Source organism: Streptomyces sp. NPDC048424, from assembly GCF_040651555.1.
GTDB lineage: Bacteria > Actinomycetota > Actinomycetes > Streptomycetales > Streptomycetaceae > Streptomyces.
This window is the reverse complement of record NZ_JBEZKE010000061.1, coordinates 1-18708: the sequence shown is the minus strand read 5'-3', so window position 1 is coordinate 18708 and position 18708 is coordinate 1. Positions and strand designations below refer to the sequence as shown.

The following is an 18708-nucleotide window of genomic DNA, read 5'->3' as shown; positions in this document are numbered from 1 at the left end:
CAAGCCCCCGTTCTCGAATTCCTGCTCGCGCAGCAGGGTTTCCAGCAGGCCCCGGGCGGCCGCCCCGGAGGACGGCCGCCCGCGCCGTGTCGCGCTGCCCGCGCTGCTTGCGCTGCCCGCGCGCTAGGTGGTGGCCTGGACCACGACCGTCTTGGCGACCTTGTCGTGCAGGCCCTGCTTGTACGGCTTGTCGACGAGGATCGAGACCACCAGGGCGATCGGCCACAGGCAGAAGCAGCAGATCAGCGTCGGCAGCCAGAGCACTGCGGCGCGGCTCAGGGCCGCGTTGGAGCTCGGCACGCTGCCGTCGTTGAGCATCGCGACGCGCAGGCCCAGTGCCTTCTTGCCGACCGTCTGGCCGCTCTTCCTGGTGAACCACCAGTCGTAGCCGACGTACGCGACGATCGAGATCAGTGTCATCACCAGGCCGCTGCCGCTGTACGACTTGGTGATGACCTCGCTGACGTCCTCGCCGCGGTCCGTCTCGACCATGTAGCGGTTCGTGCCGAAGGCCAGCTGGATGAGGAACAGCGGGATGGCGACGATCAGCACGTCGATGATGCGGGCGGCGAGCCGCCTGCCGAAGTCGGCGAGCGGGGGCATCCCGGCGAGCGGATCGGGCATGCCGTGGCCGCCGCCGCTGCCGTACGGGTCCCCGCCGCCGTACGGGGGCGGCGGCGGGGGCGGGTAACCACCGCCGGGGCCTCCCGGGGGGCCTCCCGGGGGCGGCGGGGGGCCGCCGCTGCCGGGGGGCGGCGGCGGCGAGCCGTACGGCGAACCGCCCGACGGAGGCGTCGGTTCCTGGGGCTTCTTGAGGAACGGGTCTTCCTCGGGCGGCTCGGCCGGCGGCGGCTGGTCGGTACTCATGGCCCGAGTCGAACCCGCCCCCGTCACCCCCGCAACGGGACGGCGTCCGTTCGGGGGAGCCGGGCCGGCCGGCTGCGGCCGTCCGCCGGTCGGCTGCGCCTGTCGCCTCCGGCGGGTCGGCAGGGGTGGGGCCGGGCGCCGGTTGGCTGCGCCGCTCGGGCGGGATATGGCGGGGGCCGGTTGTGACGGGGTCGGGCGCGCGCCGGGGTGTCTCCTCGGGCGCCGAACGTGTCGAGGGGTCGGAGAGCTCGGCGGCAGTGCGTTCGACGCCCTGCGGGGATCACCCCGACACACACCCGACCCCGCCCCAACCGGCCCGCTTCGATCCCAGCGGCCTTTCGGCTGCGCCGCACTACTCCAGCCTTGGCGCACCACCTCCGGCTACGCCGCACCAAATCCAGCCTCGCCGCACCAAAATCCAGCCCCGCCGGCGCTTGAGGCGCGGGGTCCGGGGCGGAGCCCCGATCTTTGACCCGCACCAACCAGCCCCGCCGCACCACCTCCGGCTTCGCCGCACCACCTCCGGCTTCGCCACACCATCCGGCTTCGCCGCACTACTCCAGCCCCGCCGGCGTTTGAGGCGCGGGGTCCGGGGCGGAGCCCCGATCTTTGACCCGCACCAGCCCGCCTGGCCTCGCCGCACCACTCCAGCCCGGCCCCGCCAACTTCAGCCTCGCCGCACCAAAATCCAGCCCCGCCGGCGCTTGAGGCGCGGGGTGCGGGGCGGAGTCCCGGCGGGGCGGGTTAGCGGGCCACGTAGGTCTTGGCCGCCTTGTCGTGCCAGGCCTGGCGGCGCGGGCGGTCCACCAGGCACCAGAGGCTGCCCGGGAGGCCGAGGAGGGCGTAGACGAGCCAGCGGCGCAGGGCAGCGCCGAAGGTGGGCGGGCGGAGGGTGGCGACGGCCAGCACCCGCACGCCGAGCAGCTTCTTGCCCGGGGTGCGGCCCCAGCGGGCGGTGGGCAGCGCCTCGTACAGCACCCCGAAGAGGAGGACGGCTCCGAGGACCAGGCCCAGCTGGCCGGCGATGGTCGTGTCGAACAGCCAGACGGTGGTGGTGCGTCCGCTCGCGCGGGCGGCGTCCACCTTGGCCTGCACGTGGGCGGTGGCCTCGGGGAGGAGGGGCCGGGCCACGGCGGCCGCGACGGCGGTGAGGACGAGGGAGTCCAGCGCGCGGGCCACGAATCTGCGGGTCAGCCCGGCGGGGCGCACGGCCCGGTCCGCCATCCGCTCGAAGACGGCCCGGGGCGTACTGGCCCCCGCCGGGCGGGTGGCCGGGTCGCCCGGGCGGTCGCCCTCGGACCCGCGCGGCTCCCAGCCCTTGGCGCGGGGCTCCGCAGGGGCCGCCGGCTCGGGGGTCGCCACCTTCGGGCGGACACCTGCGGGACGCGGCGCCCACACCTCGTGCCGGGGCGCCTCGGCGGGCTGCGCGGTGCCCGGGCGGGGAGCCGCGGGGAGCCCGGCCTCCGGTCCGGGATCGGCCGGGGCGGCGGGCCGGGCGGGCGCGGGGGCGGGTGCCGGGGCGGCGGCCGCCGCGCCGGGCCAGGAGGAGGTGGCTCCGGACACTCCGGCTCCGGGCGCGTCGGGCCAGGCGGGGGCCGGAGCGGGGACGGCCGGGGCGGGGGCCGGGGCGGGGGCCGGGGCCTGCGCCGGGGCGGGGGCCGGGGCCTGCGCCGGGGAAGGGGCCGGGGCCTGCGCGGCCGGGGACCGCGCCGACAGGATGCCCATGGAGGCCGCGGGCAGACGGGCGGGCGCCGCCGCGGCAGTCGGCGTACGGGCCAGGGAGATGCCCGCCGGGCGGGCGGCGGCCTGGCCGGCCTCGGGTTCGGCCGGGCTGCCCCACGAGACCCGGTGGTCGCGGGGCCCGCCGAAGCCGGCCTGGTGCACGGGGTCGGCCTGCCACACCACGGGCTCCGGCTCGCGTGCGCGTTCCGGTTCGCGTTCCGGTTCTCGCGCGCGCTCCGGTTCCCGTACGCGCACCGGTTCGGGTTCGGGCAGTGCCTCGGTCACGGAGGTCTCGTCCAGGAACACCGGCCCCGTCTCCTGCGCGGGGGCGGGCCGGCTCGTGCCGGGCACCCAGGCCGCACCGTTCCAGTACCGGATGTACCCGGGGATGGACGGATCGGGGTAGTAGCCCTCGCGGGCCGCGTGCTCGCCGTCACCAGGGGAGGCCGTCATGTCCCCAACTCCGATCGTGGCTTGAGGCTTGTGCAAGGGAGGACCATAGCCAAGAACCTCGGCCCGACAGGTCCGGTAACGGGAGAATCCAAGCCATTGAGCTAACCTCGCGCTCCACGGCGAATTTCGGTCAGCCGACAGAATTCGGCCAATCTCCGGTTCGTCGCCGGAACTCGCGTCATACCCGGGCACATCGGCGCTCTCTCGGGATGTGGGGCGCCATCAGGCCCTGCGCACCGAACCGAAGTGAGGCCGTCATGCACCACCCCGTCATCGAGCGCGAGCTGGAACTGAAGCTGGTCCTGTCCCCCGAGCGCAGCATCCCCGTCCCGGCCCGGCTCCTCTACCTCACCGACGACCCGTACGCCGTCCACATCACCTTCCACACCGGCTCCAGCACCCCCGTCAACTGGACCTTCGCCCGCGAACTGCTCGTCGAGGGGGTGTTCCGCCCCTGCGGCCACGGCGACGTCCGGATCTGGCCCACCAAGGTCGACAACAAGTCCGTGCTCTGCATGGCGCTCAGCTCCCCCGACGGCGACGCCCTCCTGGAGGCCCCGGCCGGTTCCGTGTCGGCCTGGCTGGAGCGCACCCTGCGCACGGTCCCGCCCGGCACCGAGGCCGAGCGGCTCGGCCTGGACGCGGCCCTGGCCGAGCTGCTCACCCCGACGCCCGCCGACGACCTGTGGATGCGCGACCCGTGGCCGTCGGACGAGTCGGCGGACGGGGACCTGTGATGGCGGACGGTCCCGACCGGGTGCGGCCGGCCGCGGAGCCGGCGTCAGAAGAGCTTGCCCGGGTTGAGCAGCCCCAGCGGGTCGAAGGCCTGCTTGACGGCCCGCTGCATCTCCAGTCCCACCGGCCCGAGTTCGCGGGCCAGCCACTCCTTCTTCAGGATGCCGACCCCGTGTTCTCCGGTGATGGTCCCGCCCAGTTCCAGTCCCAGTCCCATGATCGCGCCGAAGGATTCGCGGGCCCGCCGCGTCTCGTCCTCGTCGGCGGGGTCGAAGCAGACGATCGGGTGGGTGTTGCCGTCTCCGGCGTGTGCCACGACCCCGATGAGCAGGTCGTGGGTGCGGGCGATGGCGGCCGTCCCGTCCAGCATCTCGGCGAGCCGCGAGCGCGGTACGCAGACGTCGTCGATCATCGTCGCGGGCCGCAGGGCCTCGAGGGCCGGGAAGGACATCCGGCGGGCCTGCAGCAGCAGTTCCGACTCCGCCTGGTCCTCGGCGGGCACGACGGCGGTGGCCCCGGCGGCGGTGCACAGCTCCCCCACGGCCGCGAGGTCGTCCGGGGCGTGCGGGGTGTCGAAGGCGGCCAGGAGCAGGGCCTCGGTGGCCTCCGGCAGGCCCATCTTGCCGAGGGCGTTGACGGCGCGGACGGTCGTACGGTCCATCAGTTCCAGCAGCGAGGGGGTCAGGCCCGCCTCCATGACGGCGCAGACCGCCTCGCAGGCGGCCGCGACGGAGGGGAACTCGGCGGCCAGCGCGAGCTGGCGGGGCGGCGCGGGCTTGAGGGCGAGGACGGCCTGGACGACGACGCCGAGGCTGCCCTCGGAGCCGACGAAGAGCCGGGTGAGGTCGTATCCGGCGACGCCCTTGGCGGTGCGGCGGCCCGTGCGCAGCAGCCGCCCGTCGGCCAGGACCACGTCGAGGCCGAGCACGTACTCGGCGGTGACCCCGTACTTGACGCAGCACAGGCCGCCCGAGGCGGTGCCGATGTTGCCGCCGATGGTGCACTGTTCCCAGCTGGAGGGGTCGGGCGGGTAGTACAGGCCCTGTTCGGCGACGGCCCGCGAGAGCACGGCGTTCACCACGCCCGGTTCGACGACGGCGATCCGGTCGACGGCGCTGATCTCCAGGATCCGGTCCATCTTCACCAGGGACAGCACGATGCAGCCGTCGGAGGCGTTGGCTCCGCCCGACAGGCCCGTGCGGGCGCCCTGGGGGACGACGGGGATCCGTAGGGCGGTGGCGGTGCGCATGACGTGCCGGACCTGTTCGACGGTCCGGGGCAGTACGACGACGGCCGGGGTCCCGGCGGCGCAGAAGCTGGCCATGTCGGTGGCGTAGGAGGCCGTCACCTGGGGATCGGTGAGCAGGGCGTCGGCCGGGAGCCCTTCGAGGAGGTTCGCTCGCAGACGTGCGGAGAGATCGTCATCCATGCGACCAGCGTGGCACCGGGTGGGGGCCCCTCCAAGCGGTAGCTGGGGGACCATCGGTGTGAACACGCCCGCGCCCCTCTTCGGGCACCTCCGTGAACTCTTCATATTGACGCACAGTGACCCCATGGACCGTATCGACGAGGAATCACAGACGCCGGCGCCGCCCGTGACCTTCACCGGCCGCAAGACGCTCGTGGCCGCCGCGGTCGCCGTGGTCCTGATCGCCGGGGCCCTGCTGATCCGCCCCGCCCGGACCGGTGACGACGCCCGCCCGCCGGGGCCGAGCGAACGCGCCGCGTCGGCGGTGGGCATGGGCGCGCCCGCGGCGGCCGTGGACCTGACGGCGCTGGTGGCGGACCGGGAGAAGTGGGTCGCGCAGCACGCGGACGACGACGCCTCGTGGGCGGTCCTCGGCTCCGCGTACATCGAACAGGCCCGGCGCACCGCGGACTCGGGCTGGTTCCCGAAGGCGGAGAAGGCGCTGAAGCGCTCGCTGGAGGTCCGCCCGGCGGAGAAGGGCAACTTCGACGCGATGACGGGCATGGGCGCGCTGGCCAATGCCCGGCGGGACTTCGGGACCGCCAGGAAGTGGGGCGAGCTCGTACGGGCGCAGGCGCCGAAGCGGTGGACGGCGTACCCGGTGCTCGTGGACGCGTACACCGGGCTCGGCGACTACAAGGGCGCGCAGAAGGCGATGGAGCTGCTGCTGGAGCTGCGGCCGGGCCTGGCGGCGCACGTGCGGGCCTCGCAGGTCTACCGGGACCGCGGCTGGCGCGAGGACGCGGTGGTGTCGATGGAGGAGGCGGCGGGCGCGGCGAAGGCGCCGGCGGAGAAGGCGTACGCGCTGTTCCGGCTCGGGGAGCTGTCCTGGGAGCGGGGTGACGCGGCGGAGGCGCTGCGGCAGTACGAGGGGGCGCTGCGGACGGATCCGGCGCAGGCGGAGGCGCTGGGCGGCCGGGCCCGTGCGCTGGCCGCGCTGGGCCGCTCCGGGGAGGCGGTGCGGGACTACCGGCTGGCGCTGGGGCGGACCCCGGTGCCGCAGCTGGCCAGGGAACTGGGCGAGCTGCTGGAGTCGCTGGGCCGGGCGCAGGAGGCGCGCGTTCCGTACGACATGATCGGCACGTTGGCGGCGCGGGACGGGCAGAACGGCGTCGACGACGACGTGGTCCTCGGCCTGTACGAGGCGGACCACGGCGATCCGGCGGCGGCGGTGCGGCGCCTGTCGGAGGAGTGGTCGCGGCACAAGAGCGTGCAGGTGGCGGACGCGCTGGGGTGGGCCCTGCACCAGGCGGGCGAGGACGCGGCGGCGCTGGAGTACGCGAAGAAGGCCACGGAACAGGGTCTGCGCAGCGCCGACTTCTCGTACCACCGGGCGATGATCGAGCGCGGCCTCGGCGATGTGGCGGCGGCCCGCCGCCACCTGCAGGAGGCCGCGCGGACGAACCCGCACTTCTCGCCGCTGCGGGGGCCGCTGGCCAAGGAGGCCCTGGCGGCGATCGGCCAGCCGCCGCCGGGCGGCCCGGAGCACTTGCAGCCGGTCACTCCGTGGGTGGAGCCGGAGCTGCCCAAGCCGAATCCGAAGGCGAAGCCGAAGGCGTCCCAGGAGCCGAAGGCGGCCCCTTCTCCGTCCGGCCGCTGACCGTCCGAGGCCCTGACCCGCTGACCGGTCGACCCGCTGTCCGGTCGACGGCGTCGCGGCCCTCCCCTCACGGGGCCGCGACGCCGTCTGCCAGGCACGGGCGGGCCCCCCGGCACCGGCCGGGGGGCCCGAAGCCGCAGCAGGGACTAGAGGTTGCCGCGCTTGTCCTGCTCGCGCTCGATCGCCTCGAAGAGCGCCTTGAAGTTGCCCTTGCCGAAGCCCATGGAGCCGTGGCGCTCGATGATCTCGAAGAAGACCGTCGGGCGGTCCTGCACCGGCTTGGTGAAGATCTGCAGCAGGTAGCCGTCCTCGTCGCGGTCGGCGAGGATCTTCAGCTCGCGCAGCTCGTCGATCGGCACCCGGGTGTCGCCGACCCACTCGCCGAGGGTGTCGTAGTAGCTGTCCGGGACGGACAGGAACTGGACGCCGGCCGCGCGCATCGAGCGGACCGTCGCGACGATGTCGTTCGAGGCCAGCGCGATGTGCTGGACGCCGGGGCCGCCGTAGAACTCCAGGTACTCGTCGATCTGCGACTTCTTCTTCGCGATCGCCGGCTCGTTGATCGGGAACTTCACCTTCTTGGTGCCGTCCGCGACCACCTTGGACATCAGCGCCGAGTACTCGGTCGCGATGTCGTCGCCCACGAACTCCTTCATGTTCGTGAAGCCCATGACCTTGTTGTAGAACGCGACCCACTCGTTCATCCGGCCGAGTTCGACGTTGCCGACGCAGTGGTCGATGGCCTGGAAGGTCCGCTTGGCCGGGGGCGCGACCATCGGGTCGACGGCCACGTAGCCGGGGAGGTACGGGCCGGTGTAGTCGCCGCGCTCGACCAGCGTGTGCCGGGTCTGGCCGTACGTGGCGATCGCCGCCAGCACCACGGTGCCGTGCTCGTCCTTGACCTCGTACGGCTCGTCCAGGCCGCGGGCGCCCTGCTCGACGGCGTACGCGTAGGCCGCGCGGGCGTCCGGGACCTCGATGGCGAGGTCGATCACGCCGTCGCCGTGCTCGGCGACGTGCTCGGCCAGGAAGCGGCCGTGGTCGGTCGCCGGCTTGATGACCGAGGTCAGCACGAAGCGCGCGGATCCGTTGGTCAGGACGTAGCTGGCCGTCTCGCGGCTGCCGTTCTCCGGTCCGGAGTAGGCCACGAGCTTCATGCCGAAGGCGGTCGAGTAGTAGTGCGCGGCCTGCTTGGCGTTGCCGACGGCGAAGACGACCGCGTCCATGCCCTTCACCGGGAAGGGATCTGCCTCACGCGCGGTGTGCGGGGTGGTTTCGAGGTTCGCCAGAGACTCAGTCATGAGCGCAGAGTCCCGCCGATCCACAAGCTGCGCAATAGTTTCCTGTTTGCCTGTACAAGGTGACCAGTCAGAGCGCAGGATGGCTGAAACATCTGTGCACTATGACCACCCACGAGCACGCGTGGGCACCCGGAGGCGTCCATGGGCATCGACGAACTCGACGGCCGGCTCATCGTCCTGCTCGCCCGCGAGCCCCGGATCGGGGTCCTGGAGGCCTCGCGGCGCCTCGGCGTGGCCCGCGGGACGGTGCAGGCCCGCCTGGACCGGCTCCAGTCGAACGGGGTCATCCGCGGGTTCGGCCCGCAGGTCGATCCGACGGCCCTCGGGTATCCGGTGACGGCCTTCGCCACGCTGGAGATCAAGCAGGGGCAGGGGGCCGACGTACGGGCCCACCTGGACGGGGTGCCGGAGGTGCTGGAGCTGCACACCACCACCGGGCACGGGGACATGCTGTGCCGGCTGGTGGCGCGGTCCAACGCCGACCTGCAGCGGGTGATCGACCGCGTCGTCGGGTTCGAGGGGATCGTCCGGGCGTCGACGGCGATCGTGATGGAGAACCCCGTGCCCCTGCGGATCATCCCGCTGGTCGAGCAGGCGGCGGAGGACGACACCCGCCCCTGACGCCGCACGGGCCCCGACGGCCGCACGGGCCCCGGCGGCCGCACGGGCCCCGACGGCCGGCTGGACATCCGAAGGATCCGTTGCAAAGAAATCCTTGCAGAAAGATCGTTGCAGAGAAATCTTTGCAACTCTATCGTCGAGCCATGCCGGAGAACCCCGCAGCGCCCAACGTCCGTACGCTCGATGCCCGTTCACTGCGCGGCCTCGCCCATCCCCTGCGCATCCGCCTCCTGGGCGCCCTGCGCCACGACGGCCCCGCGACCGCCTCCCGACTGGCCGATCGGTTCGGGGAGTCGAGCGGCGCGACCAGCTACCACCTGCGCCAGCTCGCGGCGCACGGGTTCGTCGAGGACGCGCCCGAGCACGGCAAGGGCCGCGAACGCTGGTGGCGGGCCGCGTACGACGCCACGGCGTTCGACGAGACGCTGACGCTCGACGAGGACCCGGCCGTGCGCGGCGCGGCGGACCTCTTCCTGCACGAGATCGCGACGATCCACACGCAGGAGCTGAGCACCTGGCTCGGCAACGCCCACAGCTGGCCCCGGGAGTGGCGGCGCGGCTCGGACATGAGCGACTTCACCCTGCACCTGACCGCCGAGCAGAGCCTCGAGCTGATCCACAAGATGCACGACCTGATCAACAGCCATCGCGACCTGCCGGCCTCGGAAGGCACGAAGGCGGTCCGCTTCCACACGCACGCCTTCCCGCGCGAGGCGGCCGAGGGACGGCCCCGCCGGGCCGAGTAGCGGCCCGGCCACACCCGCCGCCCCGGCCCCCGGCCGCCCCACCGCCCCCTCCCCCACGCATCCCAGGAGTCCTGCCGTGCACGCCTTGCTCCCCGACGGGCCGCCGCGCGCGGAGCGCCGTACGGACAAGCGCCCGCTGGCCGCCGTACTGGCCGCCAACACCATCTCCATAGCCGGAAGTTCACTCACCCTCATCGGCGTCCCGTGGTTCGTGCTGGTGACCACCGGCAGCGCCGGCCGGGCCGGGGTCGTCGCCTTCTGCGCCACCCTGCCCGTCGTCGTGGCCGCCCTGGTCGGCGGCCCGGTCATCGACCGGATCGGCCGCCGCCGGGTCTCCGCCGCCTCCGACCTGATCAGCGGTCTGGCGGTCGGCGCGATCCCGCTGCTGCACCACACGGGCGTGCTCGAATTCTGGATGCTGTGCGCGCTGATGGCTCTCTGCGGCCTCGTGCACACCCCGGGCCTGACCGCCCGGGGCGTGCTCCTGCCGAACCTGGCCGAGCACGCCGGCACCACCGTCGCCCGGGCGGCCGGCCTCTACGACGCGGTCTCGCGCGGGGCCCGGATGATCGGGGCCGCCGTGGCCGGCGTACTGATCTCGGCCTTCGGCGCCGAGACCGTACTGCTGCTGGACGCGGCGACCTTCGGGGCGTCGGCGCTGCTGGTCGCCGTGTTCGTGCGCGGGGTCCCGGCCGCCGAGCCGCAGCGGGCCGCAGGAAAGGTGTCCTTCGCGGCGTACCGCGCCGAACTGGCCGAGGGCTGGGCCTTCCTGACCCGCTCCCGGCTGCTGATGGGCATCACGGTGATGGTCATGATGACCAACGGCCTGGACCAGGGCTGGTCCGCGGTGCTGCTGCCCGTGCACGGCCGGGACGTCCTCGGCGACGCCACCACGCTCGGCCTGATGATCTCCCTCTTCGGCGGCTTCGCGCTGCTGGGCGCCCTGCTCTACGGGATGTGGGGCGAGCGGTTCCCGCGCCGGGCGGTGTTCGCCGGGGCCTTCCTGCTCTCCGGGGCGACCCGGTACGTGGTGGCCGCCGTCACCGACACGCCGCTGCCCCTCGCGGTGACGATGGCCCTGGCCGGCCTGGGCGCGGGCGTGCTCAACCCGATCCTGACGACGGTCATGTACGAGCGGGTGCCGGAGGTGCTGCGCAGCCGCGTCGCGGGGGTGACCACGGCCGGCTGTGAGCTGACGATGCCGCTGGGCGGGCTGGCGGCGGGCCTGCTGGTCGACGGGTTCGGGGTCGGCCGGACGCTGCTGCTGTTCGGCGGCACCTACCTGCTGACGACGCTCGCCCCGCTGGTCTTCCCGGCCTGGCGCGGCCTGGACCGGGGGCCGGCCGTCAGCAGGACGGAACGTCCTCTCCCCGCTTCAGAGCACGCAGGGAGTTCACCGCGTCCGTGAGCGAGCCGACGGGGACCAGCCGCAGCCCCTCGGGGAGTTCCGACTGCGCGTCCGCGCACTCGGCCTTCGGTACGAGGAACACGCTCGCCCCGTCGCGCCGCGCGGCCTGGGTCTTCAGGGCCACCCCGCCGACCGCGCCGACCGTGCCGTCGGCGGTGATGGTTCCCGTACCGGCGATGTTGCGTCCGCCGGTGAGGTCGCCGCCGCTGCCGTCGCCGTCGAGCTTGTCGACGACGCCGAGGGAGAAGAGGAGGCCGGCGCTGGGGCCGCCGACGTCGGCGAGGTTGAGGTCGACCTTGACGTCCTTGGGGTCCTTGTGGAGATAGCCGAGCGCGGCTTCGGCGGCGGCCGACTGCGACTTGGCCATTTCCTCCAGGTTGTGCTTCTCGATCTCCTCGTCGCTCCCACCCGAGGAGTAGACGGCCTCCTTGGGCATGACCGCCTGATCGGTCTTGAACCAGTGGTCGACGAGCTCGTGCAGCCGCATGGTCGAGGACGGCCCGGTGGCCCGGATGGTGGTCATCCGCAGCTGGCCCTCGGTCTCCCGGACGGGCGCCCCGGTGACGGTGATGACCGGCTTGCCCTTGTCGGACCCGAGCACGTCGGCCGTCGGCCCGGGCACGGCGACCACGTAGGGCAACGGCGCGAAGGCCGCGGCGACGAACAACCCGACCACGGGCACGGCACAAACGGCCAGGGCAACGGGACGCGACAGACGTGTGAGGGCAGAGAGCACCCACCCAATCTATCCGCCCACGCTCACCCCCAGCCCCGCCGGCCAATCCAGCCCGCCGCGCCACTTCAGCCGCGCCACGCCAACCCAGCCCGGCCGCGCCAATCCAGCCCCGCCAGGCCAGGCCAATCCAGCCCCGCCGGCGTTTGAGGCGCTCTTTCAGCCCCGCCGGCGTTTGAGGGCGCGGGGTCTGGGGCGGAGCCCCGGCAACGGCGCCGCACCCGCCCCCCACACCGCACCCGGCGAAAACCAGTCCGGCTCAGCGCAGCGCCTAGCGCAGCGCGTCGGCCACCTCGCGCGCCGCGTCCACCACCCTCGGCCCCACCCGCTCCGGCACCGCGTCCGCCAGCATGACGACCCCGACGCTGCCCTCCAGCCCGGTGATCCCCACGAGCGGCGCGGCCGCGCCACTCGCGCCCGCTTCGAGCTCGCCGTGCGTCAGCGTGTACCCGGGTTCGATGAGGGAGCCCTGACGGGCGGCCAGGATGGCCCGCCCGGCGGCCCCGCGGTCCAGCGGGTGGCGGAAGCCGGCCCGGTATGCCACGTGGTAGTCCGTCCAGGTCGGCTCCACGACGGCGACGGCGAGCGCCTCGGTGCCGTCGACGAGGGTCAGGTGGGCCGTGGCCCCTATGTCCTCGGCGAGGGAGCGCAGCGCGGGCAGCGCCGCCTCGCGCACGAGGGGGTGCACCTGCCGGCCCAGCCGCAGTACGCCGAGACCGACGCGGGCCCGGCCGCCGAGGTCGCGGCGGACCAGGGCGTGCTGCTCTAGCGTGGCGAGGAGCCGGTAGACGACGGTGCGGTTCACACCGAGGCGGTTGGAGAGCTCGGTGACGGTCAGACCGTGGTCGGTGTCGGCGAGCAGTTTGAGGACTCTGAGCCCTCTGTCGAGAGTCTGGGAGGTTTCCGCGGTCACGACGCCTCTCCCTCTTTCGGTGAGCGGCGGTGACTCTCGGGGTGGAACGCCGCCGGTCCCGCGGCGGCGCACGGAGAGGCCGCCGGTAGCGGCCATGGCACCGGCTGCGCTCCCGCGGCGGCGCTGCCACGGTGCGTTCGATGCGGGGACAGTAGCGAGCAGGTCCGCTCAGCGGAAGGGCTCGTCCAGAATCCGGGCGCGCGCTACCTGTTTATGCCGTTTCCTGATCGCTACCGGTGTCGATTCGTAACCTCAATTCGCACAGGAGCCCTTTACCGCCCCATTACGCTGATCATGTTCAAAAAGATGGTCGTACGGCTCTGGGGGGATGCGCGGAAGCGCACCTGAGCCGTCAAGAGGGGGAACACCCGCATGAGGCTCAGGCGCATCGCCATGGTCGCCGCCGCCGCGGTGGTCGGCCCGACGGTCCTGATGGCCACGCCGGCGATGGCCGACGAGGTCCGCAACCCGGCGGTCACGACCCCGGACGCGGCGCCGAAGGAGGACACCGCCCCGGCGACCGGAGAGACCCCGCAGGCACCGGCCGCCCCGCAGGCCCAGCCGAAGCCGCAGCCGCAGCCCGCCGAGACGGTCACCTCCGGCGGCGCCGGAAAGACCGACGAGACGCCCGCCGCCCCGGCCCCGAAGCTGACCCTGGACGGCCTCCCGAAGGAGTTCAAGCCCGGCGCCGGCTGGAGCGGGTTCTCCCTGCACGTGGACAACTCCGGCCGCCCGGCCGTCGACGACTACTCCCTCGAACTGGCGCTGTGGACCCTCGACACCTTCGGGTGGGAGGCCGGCGACATCCGGACGGAGGTCTACGCGCCCGACTCCAAGGGCGTCTGGGGCTGGCACGCCATCGCGGCGGACGGGTCCGAGGAGGCGTACAGCCTCAGCCTCGCCGACGTCGACATCGAAAAGAACGAGGTCTTCGACCTCAAGCTTCGTATGAAGTTCGGCAAGGACACGCCGCCCTCCCGCTTCTCCCTGTCCACGACCGCCGAGGGCGGCACCGCGGACCGCGTCCGGTACGAGTCCAAGGTGACCTCGCGCGACGACGAGCAGCAGCGGAACAACGGCCCGAAGATCGCCGTGCAGGGCCTGCCGGCCGGCGGCTTCACGGCGGGCGGCGCGTGGCAGCCGTTCTCGCTCGACGTCGACAACTCCGGCAAGGAGAAGATCGACGAGTACGGCTTCTCGATCTTCTTCGGCAACAACGACGACACCCTGAAGTCGAAGCACATCGCCCTCCAGGTCTGGGACGGCGAGCGCTGGGTCGACGCCGAGAAGGACCCGTCGGCCCACGTCGCCGGCGCGATGATCAACCATGCGGTCGGCAAGGACGCGAGGTTCGACATCCGGCTGCGGGCCAAGTTCACCGCGGACGCCCCGGTCGGCTCGATCTTCATCGTCGTGCTCGCGGACGACCACGGGGTGGACGAGATCGTGTCCGACGTGGCCGTCGCATACAGCTCCATCGCCGCCGACGCCCCCGACGGCGGCGGCAACACCGGCAACACCGGCAACCAGCCGAAGCCCGACGGCGGCTCCACCCCGGTCAAGGACACGACCCCGGTCACCACCGGTGGCCGGCTGGCCGAGACGGGCACCGACGCGGCCACCGGCTGGGCCCTCGGCGGGGCCGGCGTTGCGCTCGCCATGGGCGCGGCCCTGGTCGCGGGCACCGGGCGCCGTCGCCGCCCCACCGCGTAAGACCGCAAGACGGTCACAGGGGACGGGGTCCGTGCGATGCTCCGCACGGACCCCGTCCCCTGTTCTGTCCGAACTCACCGCGGTTCGGTCCGAACCCACCGCGAGGTCACCGCATGCGGGTGGCCCACTCCTGCACCTTCTTGATCCGCTCGCGCAGCTGCCCCGCCGTCGCCTCCGCGCTCGGCGGCCCGCCGCACACCCGGCGCAGCTCCGTGTGGATCACGCCGTGCGGCTTGCCGCTCTGGTGGACGTACGCGCCGACCATCGTGTTCAGCGACTTCCGCAGTTCCAGCAGCTCCTTGTGCGAGACCACCGGGCGCCGCTCCGCCGGCAGCTCCAGCAGGTCCGCCTCGGAGTCCGGCTTGCGGCGGCTGTGCGCGATCTGCCGCGACTGCCGCTTCTGCAGCAGCATCTGCACCTGGTCCGGCTCCAGCAGTCCGGGGATGCCGAGGTAGTCCTGTTCCTCCTCGCTGCCCGGGTGCGCCTGCATGCCGAACTCGGCGCCGTCGTAGAGCACCCGGTCGAAGACCGCGTCGGACTCCAGCGCCTCGAAGGACATCTGCTCGTCCTCGCCGGTGTCCTCGTCCTCCTGCTTGTTCGCCTCGTCCATTTCCTTCTCGGACTCGGCGTACGGGTCTTCCTCGCCCTGCTTCTTCGGCTTGTCGAGGACGTGGTCGCGCTCGACCTCCATCTCGTTGGCGAAGCCGAGGAGATAGGGAATGGTCGGCAGGAACACGGACGCGGTCTCGCCGCGCCTGCGCGAGCGCACGAAGCGCCCGACGGCCTGGGCGAAGAACAGCGGGGTCGAGATCGTGGTCGCGTACACGCCCACCGCGAGGCGCGGTACGTCGACGCCCTCGGACACCATCCGGACCGCGACCATCCAGCGGCTGCCGTCCTCGCTGAACTCGTCGATCCGCTTCGACGCGCCGGTGTCGTCGGAGAGCACCACGGTCGCCTTGCTGCCGGTGATCTCCCGCAGCAGCTTGGCGTAGGCGCGCGCCGAGTCCTGGTCGGAGGCGATGACGAGGCCGCCCGCGTCGGGGATGCCCTTCCTGACCTCCGTCAGCCGCTGGTCGGCGGCGCGCAGCACGTTCGGCATCCAGTCGCCGCGCGGGTCCAGCGCGGTGCGCCAGGCCTGCGAGATGGCGTCCTTGGTCATCGGCTCGCCGAGCTTGGCGGCGATCTCGTCGCCCGCCTTGGTGCGCCAGCGCATGTTGCCGCTGTAGGAGAGGAAGATGACGGGCCGGACGACGCCGTCGCCGAGCGCGTTCCCGTAGCCGTAGGTGTAGTCGGCGGAGGACCGGCGGATGCCGTCGTTCCCCTCCTCGTACGAGACGAAGGGGATCGGGTTCGTGTCGGACCGGAAGGGCGTACCGGTCAGCGCCAGCCGCCGGGTCGCCGGGTCGAAGGCCTCCAGGCAGGCCTCGCCCCAGGACTTCGAGTCACCGGCGTGGTGGATCTCGTCGAGGATGACGAGGGTCTTGCGCTGCTCGCAGCGGTTGCGGTGCAGCATCGGGCGCACGCCGACACCGGCGTAGGTGACGGCGACCCCGTGGTAGTCCTTGCTGAGCGGTCCGGCGGAGTACTCGGGATCCAGCCGGATGCCTATCCGCGCCGCGGCTTCCGCCCACTGCTTCTTCAGGTGTTCGGTCGGCGCGACCACGGTCACCTGCTGGACCACGTGGTGGTGCAGCAGCCAGGAGGCGAGGGTCAGCGCGAAGGTGGTCTTGCCTGCGCCCGGGGTCGCGACCGCGAGGAAGTCCCGCGGCTGCTTCTCGATGTACCGGTCCAGCGCTCCCTGCTGCCAGGCGCGCAGTTTGCCCGCCGTACCCCAAGGGGCGCGGCCGGGGAAGGCGGGTGAGAGGTGGTGGGAGGCGGTAGTAGTCACGGTCTCCGGTTCGTCGCTCTCGGCAGTCGTACGTAGGACAACCGGGCCACCTTACCGGGACGGGCCCGCCCCTCGCGGAGGGACAGGCCCGTGACCTCGCGCGGTGCGGCGAGCGTCACACCGGTCGGCGCAGGAGTGCCCGCAGCCGGGCGGCGATGCGTGCGACGTCCGTCTCGTGGCCGGCCGCCACATCGATGACCAGCTCGTACGCGACCTCCTGGTCGGCGTCGCCCGGGTCGGCCCCGTTCACGGCGAGGAAGGTCGCCGCGGCGAGCCAGGCGGTGCGCTTGTTCCCGTCGACCAGCGGGTGGTTGGTCGCGATGCCGTGGAGCAGCGCGGCGGCCTGCTCGTACGGGTCCTCGTAGGCCGGGGTCCCGAACATGCGGGCCCGGGGCCGGTGCACCGCCGACTCCAGCAGCCCGGGGGCGCGCAGTTCGACGGGCTGCTCCTGGGCCAGGCAGGCGTGCCGGGCCAGGTCGAGGACCTCGGCGAGCGTGAGGTGGCGCGCCGGGACGGCGGAGGCGGTCATGCGCCGAGCCGCTTCAGCAGGGGCGCGTGGCGTTGCGCGAGCCGCAGCGCCTCGGCCCCGACCCGGTCCCGCTCGGCCCGCAGTCGTGCCCGTACGGCGTCCAGCGCGAGCTCCTCGGGCGACTGGCCGGTGGCGTCGGCAAGGTCGGCGCACTCCGCGCGCTCGGCGTCGGACAGCCGGATGATCAGCTCGTTCATGACGGCGACTCCAGTGCGGGCGCCGGCCGTGACGCAGCCGAGTTCCCCGGCGCTCACGCCCCGGCGGGCTCCAGCCGGGTCGCGACCCACGCCCCCACCAGGGCCACGCAGGCCATCGGCAGGAACACCACCACGAAGGCGGCGGGGTGCGAGGCCGACGCCCCGTCCGTCAGGGCGTGGGAGGCACCAACGGCTCCGCCGCCCAGCGCGGCGAAGGCGGCGCCGCCGCCCGCCAGCAGCACCACGTTCGCCAGCGCGTCCGAGATCTGCAGCGCGGCGGAGTTCGCCCCCGCCTCCTCCGGCGCCGACAGCTTCAGCAGCAGCACGCTCGTGGAACCGATCACCAGCCCCATGCCCAGGCAGCCGACCGCCCAGGCCAGCGCCAGGGTCCACACCGGCACGGACTCGATGAGCACGGCGGGCGCCGCCGCGATGGCCAGGGCCACCATCACCATGCCGGCCACCATCAGCCGTTCCCGGTACGGGGCCATCCGCCCCTTCGACTGCACCCACGAGCCGCCCGCCCAGGTCACCCCGCCCAGCGCGAGCGAGAACCCGGCCAGCGTCGGGCTCAGCCCCCGCTGGGTGACCAGCATCAGCGGTACGAAGCTCTCCGCCGCGATGAACGAGCCCGCGGCCACCCCGCGCAGCAGCACCACGGACGGCAGTCCGCGCCGCGCCAGGTACGTCCCGCGCGGCAGCAGCCCGAGCACGGCGGGCACCAGCAGGGCCGCGCCGACGATGCCCGGCAGCAGCGACAGCCACCGCAGGTCCTGGGCGGCGTACTGGAGCAGCCCCGCGCCCAGCGAGATCCCCAGGGCCAGCCGGATCCGCCGCCGGTCGAAGGCCACGGGCGGCGCGTCCGGGTCGACGGGCCCGGACGCGGTCCGGCGTATCGCCGGCAGGGCCACCACCAGCGGCACGACGACGAGGGCCGGTATCCCGAGGAACACCCACCGCCACCCGAGGTGCTCGGTGACCGTCCCCGAGGCCAGCGGCCCGACGATCGAGGGGACCACCCAGCTCGCGGCGAAGGCGGCCATGATGGCGGGGCGCAGCCGCTCCTCGTAGGCCCGGCTGACGACCACGTACAGGGCGACGATGACCAGCCCGCCGCCGAAGCCCTGCACGGCCCGGCCGAGCACGAACACCCACATGGCCCCGGCGGTCCCGGACACCACGAGCCCGGACGCGAACGAGGCGATGCCGACGGTCAGCGGCCGCAGCGGCCCCTGCCGGTCGGCCCACTGCCCGGACAGGACCATGCCGAAGAGGCTGGTCGTGAAGTAGGCGGAGAAGGCGAAGGCGTAGAGCCCGATCCCCTCCAGCTCGCGCGCGGCGACGGGCATGGCCGTGCCCACGGCGGTGGCCTCGAAGGCGATCAGGAATACGACGGAGATGATCCCGATGCTGAGCGTCCGGTACGCGGGCCCGAGGACCCCGCCCTGCTGCAGGGGCGGGATCGGCACGGTTCGCTGGGGCACGCGGGGCTCAAGGGCACTCATCGCCCCAGCGTAAGGTGCGTAGCCCGGTATCGACCCTGTCTATTCGACGGATCCCGCCTCCGCCCGGAGACCTAGGCCCTCGGGTCACTGTGAACGCGGCATGGCAGTCGTGTTGCACCCGCCGCGGAACCCTTCCCGCTCCCCCGCGGCCCCCGTACGGTCGTGCACATCACCACCTCACAGCCGTGTGCCCGAGTGGTTGAGGGACTCGCCTGCAAAGCGAGTTACGCCGGTTCGATTCCGGTCACGGCTTCTGAATGCCTGATCAGGCAAAACGAATGGGCGGCACCCCACACGGGGTGCCGC

At 73.2% G+C, this 18708-nt stretch carries 16 protein-coding genes and 1 tRNA gene; 7 read left to right on the top strand and 10 right to left on the bottom strand.

All coding sequences use genetic code 11. The features are described 5' to 3' along the window. Window positions 1-123 precede the first annotated feature (123 nt). Window positions 124-867, bottom strand: coding sequence for an RDD family protein (locus AB0D29_RS37930; RefSeq protein ID WP_362860397.1), 744 nt, complete (start codon window positions 865-867; stop codon window positions 124-126). 744 nt (window positions 868-1611) lie between these two features. Then, complete coding sequence (locus AB0D29_RS37925) at window positions 1612-3042, bottom strand: RDD family protein (RefSeq protein ID WP_362860396.1); 1431 nt, start codon at window positions 3040-3042, stop codon at window positions 1612-1614. A 257-nt stretch (window positions 3043-3299) separates the two neighbouring features. On the opposite strand from AB0D29_RS37925, the gene AB0D29_RS37920 reads away from it, so the two are divergent. After that, window positions 3300-3779, top strand: a complete 480-nt coding sequence (locus AB0D29_RS37920) for an SsgA family sporulation/cell division regulator (RefSeq protein ID WP_362860395.1) — start codon at window positions 3300-3302, stop codon at window positions 3777-3779. 44 nt (window positions 3780-3823) lie between these two features. On the opposite strand, the gene AB0D29_RS37915 is transcribed toward AB0D29_RS37920, so the two are convergent. Next, a complete protein-coding gene (locus AB0D29_RS37915) occupies window positions 3824-5206 on the bottom strand; it encodes an FAD-linked oxidase C-terminal domain-containing protein (protein WP_362860394.1) in 1383 nt (460 codons plus the stop codon). 124 nt (window positions 5207-5330) lie between these two features. Here AB0D29_RS37915 and AB0D29_RS37910 point away from each other — a divergent pair, with 124 nt between their 5' ends. After that, window positions 5331-6845 (top strand): tetratricopeptide repeat protein, encoded by a 1515-nt coding sequence (locus AB0D29_RS37910; protein ID WP_362860393.1) that lies wholly within the window; start codon window positions 5331-5333, stop codon window positions 6843-6845. Window positions 6846-6991: 146 nt separating this feature from the next. On the opposite strand, the gene hppD is transcribed toward AB0D29_RS37910, so the two are convergent. Further along, window positions 6992-8146, bottom strand: a complete 1155-nt coding sequence (gene hppD / locus AB0D29_RS37905; protein ID WP_362860392.1) for a 4-hydroxyphenylpyruvate dioxygenase — start codon at window positions 8144-8146, stop codon at window positions 6992-6994. A gap of 141 nt (window positions 8147-8287) precedes the next feature. On the opposite strand from hppD, the gene AB0D29_RS37900 reads away from it, so the two are divergent. From AB0D29_RS37900 to AB0D29_RS37890, 3 genes are all read left to right on the top strand, one after another. Then, a complete protein-coding gene (locus AB0D29_RS37900) occupies window positions 8288-8767 on the top strand; it encodes an Lrp/AsnC family transcriptional regulator (protein ID WP_351297364.1) in 480 nt (159 codons plus the stop codon). 143 nt (window positions 8768-8910) lie between these two features. After that, complete coding sequence (locus AB0D29_RS37895; RefSeq protein WP_362860391.1) at window positions 8911-9513, top strand: helix-turn-helix domain-containing protein; 603 nt, start codon at window positions 8911-8913, stop codon at window positions 9511-9513. Between the two features lie 76 nt (window positions 9514-9589). Next, window positions 9590-10921 carry an MFS transporter gene (locus AB0D29_RS37890; protein ID WP_362860390.1) on the top strand — a complete coding sequence of 444 codons (1332 nt, stop codon included), beginning with the start codon at window positions 9590-9592 and terminating at the stop codon, window positions 10919-10921. On the opposite strand, the gene AB0D29_RS37885 is transcribed toward AB0D29_RS37890, so the two are convergent. Further along, window positions 10860-11597, bottom strand: a complete 738-nt coding sequence (locus AB0D29_RS37885; RefSeq protein WP_362860389.1) for a S16 family serine protease — start codon at window positions 11595-11597, stop codon at window positions 10860-10862. The two genes, AB0D29_RS37890 and AB0D29_RS37885, sit on opposite strands and share 62 nt — an antisense overlap. Before the next feature lie 328 nt (window positions 11598-11925). Then, entirely contained in the window at window positions 11926-12567 is a 642-nt protein-coding gene (locus AB0D29_RS37880) for a helix-turn-helix domain-containing protein (protein WP_007264382.1), read from the bottom strand. A 372-nt stretch (window positions 12568-12939) separates the two neighbouring features. Here AB0D29_RS37880 and AB0D29_RS37875 point away from each other — a divergent pair, with 372 nt between their 5' ends. Next, on the top strand, window positions 12940-14280 hold the full coding sequence (locus tag AB0D29_RS37875) for a hypothetical protein (protein WP_362860388.1): 1341 nt from the start codon (window positions 12940-12942) through the stop codon (window positions 14278-14280). A gap of 106 nt (window positions 14281-14386) precedes the next feature. Here AB0D29_RS37875 and AB0D29_RS37870 read toward each other — a convergent pair whose 3' ends face one another. The 4 genes from AB0D29_RS37870 to AB0D29_RS37855 all read right to left on the bottom strand — a co-directional run bounded on the left by AB0D29_RS37870 (window position 14387) and on the right by AB0D29_RS37855 (window position 18402). Beyond that, complete coding sequence (locus AB0D29_RS37870) at window positions 14387-16171, bottom strand: DEAD/DEAH box helicase (protein WP_030717885.1); 1785 nt, start codon at window positions 16169-16171, stop codon at window positions 14387-14389. A 115-nt stretch (window positions 16172-16286) separates the two neighbouring features. Further along, window positions 16287-16700 (bottom strand): type II toxin-antitoxin system death-on-curing family toxin, encoded by a 414-nt coding sequence (locus tag AB0D29_RS37865; RefSeq protein ID WP_362860387.1) that lies wholly within the window; start codon window positions 16698-16700, stop codon window positions 16287-16289. Then, window positions 16697-16897, bottom strand: a complete 201-nt coding sequence (locus AB0D29_RS37860) for a hypothetical protein (protein ID WP_362860386.1) — start codon at window positions 16895-16897, stop codon at window positions 16697-16699. The genes AB0D29_RS37865 and AB0D29_RS37860 overlap by 4 nt, the downstream gene beginning before the upstream one ends. Before the next feature lie 53 nt (window positions 16898-16950). Continuing rightward, the gene (locus AB0D29_RS37855; RefSeq protein ID WP_362860385.1) at window positions 16951-18402 is read right to left on the bottom strand and encodes an MFS transporter; all 1452 of its coding nucleotides are present in this window, start codon (window positions 18400-18402) and stop codon (window positions 16951-16953) included. Between the two features lie 181 nt (window positions 18403-18583). Here AB0D29_RS37855 and AB0D29_RS37850 point away from each other — a divergent pair. Continuing rightward, window positions 18584-18655: transfer RNA gene (locus tag AB0D29_RS37850), tRNA-Cys, on the top strand. Window positions 18656-18708: the final 53 nt, after the last annotated feature.

What these genes read in the sequence shown, in the direction of transcription:
- AB0D29_RS37930 (WP_362860397.1), bottom strand. Translation starts at nt 867, where the DNA reads ATGAGTACCGACCAGCCGCCGCCGGCCGAGCCGCCCGAGGAAGACCCG.
- AB0D29_RS37925 (WP_362860396.1), bottom strand. Translation starts at nt 3,042, where the DNA reads ATGACGGCCTCCCCTGGTGACGGCGAGCACGCGGCCCGCGAGGGCTAC.
- AB0D29_RS37920 (WP_362860395.1), top strand. Translation starts at nt 3,300, where the DNA reads ATGCACCACCCCGTCATCGAGCGCGAGCTGGAACTGAAGCTGGTCCTG.
- AB0D29_RS37915 (WP_362860394.1), bottom strand. Translation starts at nt 5,206, where the DNA reads ATGGATGACGATCTCTCCGCACGTCTGCGAGCGAACCTCCTCGAAGGG.
- AB0D29_RS37910 (WP_362860393.1), top strand. Translation starts at nt 5,331, where the DNA reads ATGGACCGTATCGACGAGGAATCACAGACGCCGGCGCCGCCCGTGACC.
- hppD (WP_362860392.1), bottom strand. Translation starts at nt 8,146, where the DNA reads ATGACTGAGTCTCTGGCGAACCTCGAAACCACCCCGCACACCGCGCGT.
- AB0D29_RS37900 (WP_351297364.1), top strand. Translation starts at nt 8,288, where the DNA reads ATGGGCATCGACGAACTCGACGGCCGGCTCATCGTCCTGCTCGCCCGC.
- AB0D29_RS37895 (WP_362860391.1), top strand. Translation starts at nt 8,911, where the DNA reads ATGCCGGAGAACCCCGCAGCGCCCAACGTCCGTACGCTCGATGCCCGT.
- AB0D29_RS37875 (WP_362860388.1), top strand. Translation starts at nt 12,940, where the DNA reads ATGAGGCTCAGGCGCATCGCCATGGTCGCCGCCGCCGCGGTGGTCGGC.
- AB0D29_RS37865 (WP_362860387.1), bottom strand. Translation starts at nt 16,700, where the DNA reads ATGACCGCCTCCGCCGTCCCGGCGCGCCACCTCACGCTCGCCGAGGTC.
- AB0D29_RS37860 (WP_362860386.1), bottom strand. Translation starts at nt 16,897, where the DNA reads ATGAACGAGCTGATCATCCGGCTGTCCGACGCCGAGCGCGCGGAGTGC.
- AB0D29_RS37855 (WP_362860385.1), bottom strand. Translation starts at nt 18,402, where the DNA reads ATGAGTGCCCTTGAGCCCCGCGTGCCCCAGCGAACCGTGCCGATCCCG.